The following is an 11283-nucleotide window of genomic DNA, read 5'->3' on the forward strand; positions in this document are numbered from 1 at the left end:
TCATCCTCCCATCTTCGGGTTTCGGGATAATAGGCAGTCGGGTCCAAGGCCTGCTGACAGGTCGGCTTGCAGCTGGCAGGAGATAATTAGCTGATCCACGTGACCTTCTGTGCCCAGGTAGCTCACCAACTGAGCCAGTGTGGCTGGCCATTCACCCGGGTAGGCGTCGAGCCTTTCCAATAGTTGACGAGACGGTACTTGCCGTCGGCTTCGTCGCAGGCGTGTGACCGTTGCCCTGACGGAAGCATCGAGCAAGAAATCACGATCAAAAAGCCGAAGCTGCAGGCCTGCACGCTGCATGGCCCGGCAGGTTTCTGATAGAGCTTTCGGAAGGGCGCCCGCCGGGCGCAAATCGGCAAAATAGGTGCCTGAAAAGGTGTACACCAACGCCGGAAACTTTTGTCGGGCCATGCCGTTGATATCCGGGGACATCACTTGCGCACGAATATGGCGCACATGGGGGTCTACATCCAGATACTCAAACAGGGCCTGCTGTGCCACACCACGCCACTTGAGAATACCGTCCGATTTCCTGCTGGCAATATAGCCTTCGAGAAAAAGGCGGGTCTGCGGAGTAACATCGATACCCATCAATCCCTCCTCTCAATACCGCACGCAGACAACAAAGTGGGGCGATGACGAGCTAACTCTTGGATTTGTATGCCAGATGCGAGGGCACAGCTGTTGATCCAGCACCCTCCAATGGCTTGGCGCCCATAGAAGATCCCCGAATGCACCAACGTCGCCACCAGGTTACGCGTGTTGCAAAAAATGAAACACCAGGACATATCGGCCTCCTGTTGACACCTCCTCTAGGGTGCGCGAGGTCGAATGCAAGTCAATAAATATTCGCTAAGGCTATGAATTGCAGGGAGTTTTCATGACAAAAACACGGCATTAGAAAATGTTTTCCGAAATAAAGGAGGCGACTCGCCAACATTTTAGAAAATCTAATCTACAAATTTATTGCCATACATAAGTATAATAAAACCACTATTTTATAGAGTGATTCTTTTTATTATATATATAACTAACAATTACTTTAAAAGCATAAAGATTGTCCCCCGAAACATGCCCGCAAAGCTTCTGGAGAGGTTGCGTGAAAAGAATGAGATGTTGGAAAATCAGCTTTGAGCTTCAAAAATGGCATTAATCGCGCTGCGCGTGGCCTTCAGCGTCTTGAGATCCATCGCGACAATATCCGCAACGAGACGCGCTTCAAGATTCACGTGTTCTTTCGTTTTTTTGGTCTGGTCGGTGGTACTGCGGCCAAACACGAGTTCATCCAGACCACACTCAAGTGCCTGAGCCAAATCAATCAGCGTGGCAAGATTTGGCGCATTCACACCGCGCTCAACTTGAGATATCGTAAACACCGAGCGGGCTGACAGGCCAGCAAGGTCTTCCTGCGTCAGGCCTCTGGCCTTCCGGTAGGCGCCGATGCGCGCGCCAATGATATTTGCTAGTTTATCCATCCTAGTAAAATGCAACGGGTTTGGATGGCACTGAATATACATACCTACTATTTGACGCCATAAATCAGCGACTATATACTGGTTGCACATTCAGGTTTCTATTCGAGGAAACGGAACCATGGCCGAACAAACAGATAAGCTTGCAGCAGCGCATGAACTCGAACTGTCGATTGTGAATGCTGTCTTTGACTATGTGAACGACGATGACAGCAAGGCGGGATTTGGCATCAGCGCAGCATTCAGGGCCTGCGTGTCGCTGGCCAAAAACTCCTCCATGTCACCTCAGACGCGGATGGCGCTTGCACAGCATGTTTTCCTTGACATGACCGGCGACCTCACACCGTCAACAATCCGCGGTGCGAACGACCGGCAATAACAGAACGCCCAAGCCTATGGCGAGAGCGCCATTGTTACTGACAGTTCTTGACCAGAACCGCAGGAAGTTTCGATCTGATGCGCACCGAAGGATAAAAGGCCATAAGGCCCGCAACCCGGCACGCAAATTACGTTCCCCGTTCATCTTCGGGAAGCCTTTTCCGGCGCAATCGCTGATTGCTCAGGTCTATAAGCATGCCAGCCTTGACATAGCCCTCACCGTGAACCTCCCAGCCGTCTGCAATAAGCTCATCGATTTGTTCCTGAACTTTCTCGTTCTCAAAATGCCGCCACCTGATCACTCGATATTCATATTCATCATCTGCCTGCATCACATCCCCCTCTCTCAGAGGCCATACACGCACCTACGCCAACGGCCAGTATCTGCAATCAACGGATATCAAAATGATGATAGGGGTGGTCGGCATCGAACCGACGACCTGCCGCTTATCTGGCGCTACGGGATATAAGACTGCTGCTCTACCAACTGAGCTACACCCCCACAAAAATTCACACGCGGCTTACCGGAGCATCATTTGAGCGGCGTCTTGTCCACGAAAATAGTGCCCCTCAAATTTGGGGGAATCGCAACTTTGATCTCCTAATCTTCGTTGTTTAAAGCAACATGAGATGGACCGAGCGAACTTAACTTGCCAAGCTCTACAATCGGTATGGATCTCGTAAAAAGTCATCACAGCGGCCAGATGGCGGTAATATCCACAACTGGAAAATGTCATTCAATTATGCCTCAGCATTAGTGTACGAACCGGGAAACCGCAAACCTCTGCCTAACATTGGGCGACCAAGTCATCACATGCACCCTCAGGGAAATATACTCAAATATAACCGTGTATAAGCCGTTTGCGATATACATGATTATACTTCGATAGAAACGAAAGAAATTGTTGGACCATAACGCGGTGTCCACAATCACCTACCCGTCGCATTCACCTAGGCTATTTGTGCGCCGTTGCTGGTTAACGACAGGCCGATCATCCTCAAAACCTGCTATTGATTCTTTTGGTTTCAGCCGCTCTCGACCCAAAGCGGACATTCCGCAACCTTACCTGCACTCATGCACCTCGACAGTGAGGTGGCAAATGCCGATTTCGCGTTCAATACGGGATTTGTAGTGATCGGGGTGTTGCGGTGCGTGTGCCACCACAGACACAATAGCGGCGAGCTGGTTTGAGTTGAGCCGCCACACGTGCAGGTCGGCTACCTTGTCATCCCCACTGTCTTCGATCACGGTGATGATCTTCTCGCGCGCGGCATCGTCATCGTGCCGGTCCAGAAGGATCGCGGCGGTATCCTTGCCAAGCCCGATTGCCCATTTGGTGATAATCACGGCACCGACGATGCCCATCACAGGATCGAGCCACACCCAGCCGAACGATTTGCCGGCCAGCAGGGCAACGATGGCAAGGACAGACGTGAGCGCGTCCGCCATCACATGCAGATAGGCTGCGCGCAGGTTATGGTCGTGATGATGGTGGTGGCTGTGACCATGGCCCTCGTGGTTGTGCTCGCCATGATGATGATGGCCACCAAGCATGAAGGCACTGGCGATATTTACCACGAGCCCCAGCACCGCAACACCAATGGCTTGGTTGAACTGGATCGACTGTGGCGTGATCAACCGTTCCACCGATTCAACCGCCATCAAAAGTGCGACAACCCCGAGCACAATAGCGCTTGAATAGCCTCCCAGCACGCTCACCTTGCCGGTGCCGAAGCTGAACGCATCGTTGTCTGCATGCTTGCGCGCGTATGCATAGGCAAACAGCGTGATGCCGAGCGCTGCGGCGTGGGTGCCCATATGCCACCCGTCGGCCAATAGCGCCATGGAGCCAAAGGTAACGCCCGCCGCAATTTCAGCCACCATCATGATGACGGTCAGCCACACCACCCAGCGTGTGCGCTTCTCGGCATGGTCACTCGCACCATGGAAGTCATGATCATGTGTCCACTTGCTCATATTATCCGCGTGCATTTCATGTTCCTTACTTTGGAGAAATCTCTGAGGTGGCCCCGAAGGGCCACCTCATGACAGGTTTGGGGTGTTAGGCTGCCTTACCCGCTTTGGTCAACTTCGGCTTGCGGCCAAAGAGGCTGTAGAGCACCGGCAGAACCACAAGTGTCAGCAGGGTCGACGAGATGATACCGCCGATGACGACGGTAGCAAGCGGACGCTGCACCTCGCTGCCAATCCCGACATTGAGCGCCATGGGCACGAAGCCAAGGCTCGCCACAAGGGCTGTCATCAACACCGGACGGAGACGTGAAAGCGCTCCATCTCGGATGGCATCTGTGAGCGCCTCACCTTGTTCGGCCAAACTCCGGATAAAGGAGATCATCACCACACCGTTCAATACCGCCACGCCGGAAAGCGCGATAAATCCCACTGCCGCCGATATGGAGAAGGGCATGTCACGCAGTAGCAAGGCAGCCACTCCACCTGTAAGAGCAAGAGGAATACCGCTTGAGACAATGAACACGTCCCGCCAACTACCGAACAGGGTGTAGAGCAGCCCGAGAATAAGGAGGAGTGCCGCAGGCACGACGATCCGCAAACGCTCAGCCGCCGAGATCAACTGCTCGAACGTACCGCCATAGGACACCCAGTAACCTGTGGGCACTTCCACCTGTCGGGTAACGGCGGTCCTTACAGCCTCGACAAAACTGCCGAGGTCACGCCCCCGCACGTTGGCGGTAACCACGACCCGGCGTTTGCCGTTTTCGCGGCTGATCTGGTTTGGCCCGATAGCGACCTCGATGCTGGCCAACTCAGAAAGCGGCACAAAGGCCAGATTGTCCTCATCCCCTTCACGCAAGTGATCAGGCAGCGGCACTGGCAACCTACCGATCGCAGCAACATTGTCCCGGAGGCTTTCAGGCAAGCGCACGACGATATCGAAGCGGCGATCGCCTTCAAAAATCTGGCCAGAGACCCTGCCGCCCACGGATGTGGCGATCACGTCCTGAACGTCACCGACGGACAAGCCATAGCGCGCGAGCGCTTCCCGGTTCGGGATGACCGACAGCACCGGAAGGCCGGTTGCCTGCTCAACCTGGATATCGGCCGCGCCGGGGATGGTCCCCATAACGCCTTCGATCTCCTTGGCTGTCGCAAGCAAGGTATCGAGATCATCCCCGAACACCTTGACCGCGAGGTCTGCCCGCACACCTGAGATGAGCTCATTGAAGCGCATCTCGATTGGCTGGGTGAACTCATACTTGTTGCCCGGGTAGGTGAGCATAACAGCCTTGATCTCTTCCACAAGCTGGGCCTTAGGCTTGGTCGGGTCCGGCCATTCCTTGCGGTCTTTGATCAGGATGAAAGTGTCAGCCACGTTCGGCGGCATCGGATCAGTCGCCACATCGGCGGTGCCGATCTTGGAGACGATCTTGTCCACCTCAGGAAAATCCCGGAGCCGATCTTCAAGCGCGAGCTGCATGTCAATCGCTTGACTGAGGCTGGTGCCCGGTATCCTGAGCGCATGCATGGCGATGTCCCCCTCATCAAGGTTCGGAATAAATTCCGACCCCATGCGGGAAGCACCATATCCGGTTGCCGCAAGCAGCCCTGCTGCGGCCAGAAGCACCAAAATGCGCGCTTTCAGTACAAAGCCGAGAAGCGGTGCATAGAGCGATTTCGCGCCCCGCACGACCGGGCTTTCCTTTTCCTGCACCTTGCCGGTGACGAATGTCGCAACCGCCGCAGGCACGAAAGTGATGGAAAGCACGAGCGCACTGAGGATCGCGAGCACAACGGTGAAGGCCATGGGGTGGAACATCTTTCCTTCCACGCCGGTAAGCGCGAAGATCGGGATGTAGACCACGGCAATGATCACCACACCAAAGATACTGGGTTTGATCACCTCATTGGTGGCATCGGCAGCAAGGGCATGCCGCTCCTCCCGCGAGAGCAGGCGTCCGAGCTTATGTTGTTCGGCCGCAAAACGCCTGAGGCAGTTTTCAACAATGATCACCGCGCCGTCGACGATAAGACCGAAATCAAGTGCCCCCAGGCTCATCAGGTTGCCTGAAATCCGGTTCTCCACCATGCCTGTGATGGTCATCAACATGGAGAACGGGATCACCAGAGCGGTGATCAGCGCGGCCCGGATGTTGCCAAGCATCAGCAAGAGGATGACGATCACCAGAAGCGCACCCTCAACAAGGTTTTTCGCAACTGTATTGACGGTCTTTTCAACCAGCACCGTCCGGTTATAGGCGGGCTTGATGACAATACCGGAAGGAAGCGTCTCGTTGATCTCAGTCACTTTTTTGTCGACCGCCTTGGAGACAACCCTGCTGTTTTCGCCAATCAGCATGAAGACAGTGCCTAGCACCACCTCATGCCCACTTTGCGTTGCCGCCCCTGTGCGAAGTTCTTTGCCGAGTGCTACGTCCGCCACATCGGTGAGCCTGATCGAAACACCGTGTCGCTGGGTGATGATGATCTTCTTGAGATCATCAATGCCCTCGGCCTGACCGGGAATGCGAACAAGATATTGCTCGCCCGCCCGTTCGATGTAGCCCGCACCAACGTTGGCATTATTGCGCTCAAGGGCACCTATGACGTCCTCAAGACCAAGGCCAAAGGCCGTGAGCTTGTCTGGCCACGGTGTGACATGAAATTGCTTCTGGTAGCCGCCGATGGTGTTGACTTCTGTCACACCTTTCACCGTCACGAGCTGGGGGCGCACCACCCAGTCATGAATGGTCCTGAGATCTGTCGGTGTGTAGGGCTCGCCCTGTGCATTCACGGCACCAGGAAGCGCATCGACCGTATACATGTAGATCTCGCCCAGCCCGGTTGCGATTGGCCCCGGCTCAGGCTCGATCCCCGACGGCAGTTCCCCTTTCACAGTTTGCAGCCGTTCGTTCACCAGTTGGCGGGCGAAATAGACGTCCGTTCCGTCCTCGAAAACGACCGTTACCTGCGAGAGGCCGTAGCGGGAGATCGACCGGGTATAGTCGAGCTTCGGCAAGCCCGCGAGGGCGGTCTCGATTGGAAAGGTGATGCGCTGTTCTGCCTCTAGCGGTGAATAGCCCGGGGCCTCAGTGTTGATCTGCACCTGCACGTTGGTGATGTCAGGCACCGCATCGATGAGAAGACGCTGGAAGTTATACACTCCAAACGCCGCGACCGCAGCTACGAGGACAAGCACTGTCCATCGTTTGGCGATCGCAAACGATATTAATCTTTCTAACATGATATATCCTTTGATCGCCTAATGGTCGTGGGACGCGCCATCTTTTTCGATGTCCGCCTTGATGATGAAACTGTTGTTGGTGACATAGCGCTGGCCGGGCTTTATGCCGCCAAGAACCTCGACCCACTCAGGCGTGCGTTCACCCAGTTCAAGCATGCGCACCTCATATGTTTCACCGACCTGTGCAAACACGACGGTGAAGTCACGGAAACGCTGCAACGCCTCGGGGCGTACCGCGAGAGGCACTTCACGCTTGGCCACTATGGCCTTGCCTTTCACCGTCATGCCCGGAATCCATTCCTTGGTGGGGTTGGCAAGTGGGGCATGCATAATCAGGGTCTGGGTCGCGCTTTCAGCGGTCGGGAGGTAGAACTCCAGCTCTGCCTTTGCTGTGTGACGGCCATCAACGGATGAGACGGCAACCATCTGGCCGGGCCGCACGATGTCGGTATCACCAGGATAGACGTGGAAATCCACTCTGAGGCGCGTCAGGTCACCAATCACGAACAGTGGGCTGTCGCTGACGACATCACCTTTCTGTGCGGTGCGGCTGACGATCACACCGTCCATTGGCGCTGTGATATTGTAGGGGCGCAGGCTTTCGTTGCTCTCGATCCGTGCAAGCACCTCACCTTCTTTCACCGTTTGGCCTTCGGTCTTGCGTACCTCAAGGATTTTACCCGGAAAACGGGCGCGCAGGGTTGATTGGGCATCTGGGGCGAACTCCACCCGCCCAAGAAGGTCGAGTGTACTTTCAATGGTTTGTGGCCCCACGGCTTCAACTTCGATCCCCATCTGGTTTGCCATGGCGACGCTGATGGTCGTGCGCCCCTCATAGCTGTCATATGACCAGGTATGGGTCTTGCCCTTGTAGGTCGCTTTCACAGCCACATCAAACGAGTGCGGTTCCGTCACCACACCGTCACCGGAGAGGTAGCCTCCTTCGGCCTCAAACCGGAAATAGTTCTCCTCCCCGTCAAGCCTTGAAAGCGTGATACTGGCGTCGACGGCTGAAGGCGCAATGGCCTTGCCGTTTTCATAAGCAAAAAGCCGGAACTGTGGCGGTGTACCTTGCTCGAAAATCGTGACCTCGATCGCGAAGGCACCATCCTCCAGCAGGCGCCCGCCGTTTGGCCCCTTGGCCACTTCGTCATGGGCTGCCTCTTCGTGGCCATGCCCCTCACCGTCGCGGGCGTGATTGTCGGCCTGTTGCCCGCATGCAGCCAGCATCAGGGCCGCTGCGGAAAGTATCGTGAGTTTCTTGAATAGTGACTGTGTCATGTCAGTTTCCTTCAGGGCCGACCTGTACCTCTGCGCCGCTCATGGTAGTGGCGGGCATGGTCGCGTCTGTCGAATGGATTGCTGTCAGGCGGTTGATGTCAGCCTGCGCGAGATGAAATTGGGTAAGGGCGGCGATACGCTGGGTTTCGATGTCAGCGAGCAGTGACTGCGCCGCAAAGACATCGAGGTAGGAGGCCGCCCCTTTATCCATACGCTCCAGCACGAGCGCCTTGGCATCCTCGGCCGCCTGCAGGCTTCCGCTGAGCTGGCGGGCGGCGGTGAAGGCTGCGCGCTGCCGGGCATGCGCCAGTCCCAGTTGCCGGATCAGGGTACGCTCCCGGTCGGCACGCTCATACATATTGCGGCTGACTGCCGCGCGCGCACGCCTGATGTTGCCCTGATTGGTATCATATAGCGCCAGTGGGATGGACACCCCGGCAACCGCGGCAACGTCCGACGTATCCTGATGATAGCGCACACCTACCCGCACTGTCGGGTCCTGCACCGATTTCGCTTTCTCAAGCGACAGGGAGGCCTCAAGCGCCGCTTCCCGCAAGTCCCAGATCGCGAGATCGGGGCTACCAGCGACCGAGGCTTCGGTCATTGGCACCAGTGCGGCCGGAAGTTTGAAGCCTTGTCCGGCATCGACACTGACGGCAGTCGCGTCCGCACCCCATAGGCCCGCGAGGGAGACTTTGGCGGCCATCAGCTCCTGCTCCGCGTTTGCCACAAGGTTGGAGGCATTCAGGTAGCGGATATGGGCATTTTGCACGGCAAGTTCGGAATCCTTGCCGGCTTCCATACGCGCGCGGATCGCGCCTTCAATATCCTTGAGGATAGCCGCCTGGGTCGTAAGCTGGTCCAGCCGCGTCCGGGCAGCAACCACGTCCACATAAGCCTTTTCCGCCGTATGGATCAGATCCAGTCGCTGGATATGCCATTCACCTTCACCGATACGGGCTTCCTCCCGCGCAAGCTTTGTCCGTAGGCTGCGCTTGTTGCCGCGCTCGAACTGCTGCGCGTAAGTGACCGTCAGCTCCGTGCGGTCAAGCCCGGTGAACGGGCCAGTACCGGTAAAGTTTTCGAGCTCAGCACCTACCGTCGGGTTTGGGCGTATATCCGCCTGCAGGATGGCCGCTTCATACTCGGCAACACGTGCGCGCGCCGCCTCAAGGGTGGGGGAAGCCTCAAGCACTCGCCTGATGACCTCATCCCGGGTTAACGTGAGTTCCGCCTCTGCGGGCCCGGACCATAATACCGCGCCGGCATAGACGCCGAGGGCAGCATGAGCCGCCACTTTAAAGATAGTCATGATGTCTACTCTCATCAAAAAACAACAGAGAGCGCGCAGCGACTGCCGCACGCGAGAATGTCAAGATTTGAAGAGATCAGACCAAGGGAGGGGGTATGGGCGGGCGCTGCGCGAATGCAAGCGCATCATCCTTTGCATGGAAACCGAAGCTTGGGGAGAAATGGTTTGGCATTGCAATAGCCGCATCGACCGTTTCAATGAAAACCCCGAGAAGTGTGTGGAAGCCAACATGCGCAGCCTGCGCTTCAAGGGTGTCATGCTCCGTGACTTCGTCTGGCTCATGATCATGGATCATTTCGCTGGCATGCGCCTGCACGTGTGGCCGCTCAAGATGAGCGTGTTCAGCGTCGAAAACGGCAAGGTCCATGAAGCGCAGGAACATTAGCGCACCCATGGTCATCAGAACCATCATGTTTTTGATCGGTTGTATCGTCATCTTCTACCTGAGTTCGAGCTTGTGCCCTGATAGTAGGCCGCATGGGTCCACTAATCAAGTCGGCTTCTCGTGGTGTCGTATTATATTTTTGTGGCTTGGTGGTGCTTTGGCCAAAACCGACCCAAAGCGGCCACTTACCAAAAGTTTGAACAAGCTAGGTAGTGGAATTATATTCTTAGAGGAAATGCATGACTAAAATAAAAATGAAACTAATCTCTATTGGGGCTCTACTATTATAATCGAGGAAAAATGGAAATTAACTCAATAGAAAAGGAAACTATAGGCCTGTGCATTTGCGTTGAATCTCTCAACAATATGGTGAACCATGCTTTGCTTGACGTGAGGAAAAGTTCAAGAACGATAGGTGAGGCCGAGGTCTATTTTAAGGACTTTATCCATCGTTCACTATTTGTAATTCGTTTCTTGGATTTTGCAAAGGAAGCTGGAGATAGTAAATTAACAGGCGTGTCAGGATCGTGCATAAACGTACTTAGCGAGACTTGTCAAAGCAAGAGTTTCAATAAAGAGGTAACTGATCTTCAAAAGGCACTAAATGAGTTAGTCAACTGGCTTGAGTTTAAGGCTCCGCTAAAATTATGTCTTCCAACGCTCGATATAGAAGCAAAGATCGAAGTTTCAAGAATGGACTTCTTGAAAATTTCAGGCAATCATTCGAAGCACAATATATCCAGATTAACTGGTGTATCGAAAGAGATACACAAAATCCTCACAGAGCACGATTATGTTGTACCACTTGAGCTGATACCTCTCGCACTAGAAGACTTCCAAGAACATCTTGATGAGAACTATTTCATATACTACGGCACTTGGATGGCGCAATTATTAAATGATGTTCGGTGGGGGATTCAAGCGTATCTAACGCCGATCTATATTTCATGTCATAAAAGAGCAAATGATGGATTTTCATATAAATATGAGTATCCAGAAGGCTTAGAAAACGAACTATCTAAACAATGGTTTTGGCGTTTGATGAATCACGTCAGAGCTTCTCCATATTTGGAGAAATTCACAGCTCCTGATTCATTCACAAGCCAAAGTTCATTAGAATGGGATATGGAATAAAAAACGTTCCAACAGGTTCTTATTAAGGAAACAAGTTTACGTCCGCTACTGGCCGAAAGCTGACTCTGAAGCCATCGTTCTGAAGAAACTGCTATTCGA

General features: G+C 54.3%; 10 protein-coding genes and 1 tRNA gene. 2 read left to right on the top strand and 9 right to left on the bottom strand.

All coding sequences use genetic code 11. The features are described 5' to 3' along the window. Both ACOOGA_RS04210 and ACOOGA_RS04215 read right to left on the bottom strand, forming a co-directional pair. Positions 1-591, bottom strand: coding sequence for a hypothetical protein (locus ACOOGA_RS04210; protein ID WP_420429546.1), 591 nt, complete (start codon positions 589-591; stop codon positions 1-3). Between the two features lie 533 nt (positions 592-1124). After that, complete coding sequence (locus ACOOGA_RS04215) at positions 1125-1475, bottom strand: helix-turn-helix domain-containing protein (RefSeq protein ID WP_420429548.1); 351 nt, start codon at positions 1473-1475, stop codon at positions 1125-1127. 118 nt (positions 1476-1593) lie between these two features. On the opposite strand from ACOOGA_RS04215, the gene ACOOGA_RS04220 reads away from it, so the two are divergent. Then, positions 1594-1851, top strand: a complete 258-nt coding sequence (locus ACOOGA_RS04220) for a hypothetical protein (RefSeq protein ID WP_420429550.1) — start codon at positions 1594-1596, stop codon at positions 1849-1851. Positions 1852-1978: 127 nt separating this feature from the next. Here ACOOGA_RS04220 and ACOOGA_RS04225 read toward each other — a convergent pair whose 3' ends face one another. The 7 genes from ACOOGA_RS04225 to ACOOGA_RS04255 all read right to left on the bottom strand — a co-directional run bounded on the left by ACOOGA_RS04225 (position 1979) and on the right by ACOOGA_RS04255 (position 10077). Beyond that, on the bottom strand, positions 1979-2182 hold the full coding sequence (locus tag ACOOGA_RS04225; RefSeq protein WP_420429552.1) for a hypothetical protein: 204 nt from the start codon (positions 2180-2182) through the stop codon (positions 1979-1981). Positions 2183-2262: 80 nt separating this feature from the next. Beyond that, positions 2263-2352: transfer RNA gene (locus ACOOGA_RS04230), tRNA-OTHER, on the bottom strand. A 561-nt stretch (positions 2353-2913) separates the two neighbouring features. After that, the gene (gene dmeF, locus ACOOGA_RS04235) at positions 2914-3828 is read right to left on the bottom strand and encodes a CDF family Co(II)/Ni(II) efflux transporter DmeF (RefSeq protein ID WP_420429554.1); all 915 of its coding nucleotides are present in this window, start codon (positions 3826-3828) and stop codon (positions 2914-2916) included. Between the two features lie 85 nt (positions 3829-3913). Then, entirely contained in the window at positions 3914-7072 is a 3159-nt protein-coding gene (locus ACOOGA_RS04240; protein ID WP_420429556.1) for an efflux RND transporter permease subunit, read from the bottom strand. A gap of 18 nt (positions 7073-7090) precedes the next feature. After that, complete coding sequence (locus ACOOGA_RS04245; protein ID WP_420429558.1) at positions 7091-8353, bottom strand: efflux RND transporter periplasmic adaptor subunit; 1263 nt, start codon at positions 8351-8353, stop codon at positions 7091-7093. Position 8354: 1 nt separating this feature from the next. Next, positions 8355-9665: a TolC family protein gene (locus tag ACOOGA_RS04250; protein ID WP_420429560.1), complete on the bottom strand. Its 1311-nt coding sequence runs from the start codon at positions 9663-9665 to the stop codon at positions 8355-8357. 76 nt (positions 9666-9741) lie between these two features. Next, the gene (locus tag ACOOGA_RS04255; RefSeq protein ID WP_420429562.1) at positions 9742-10077 is read right to left on the bottom strand and encodes a hypothetical protein; all 336 of its coding nucleotides are present in this window, start codon (positions 10075-10077) and stop codon (positions 9742-9744) included. Positions 10078-10350: 273 nt separating this feature from the next. On the opposite strand from ACOOGA_RS04255, the gene ACOOGA_RS04260 reads away from it, so the two are divergent. Further along, positions 10351-11184, top strand: a complete 834-nt coding sequence (locus ACOOGA_RS04260) for a hypothetical protein (protein ID WP_420429564.1) — start codon at positions 10351-10353, stop codon at positions 11182-11184. Positions 11185-11283 lie beyond the last annotated feature (99 nt).

This window comes from Kordiimonas sp. (assembly GCF_965216265.1).
Taxonomy (GTDB): Bacteria; Pseudomonadota; Alphaproteobacteria; order Sphingomonadales; family Kordiimonadaceae; genus Kordiimonas.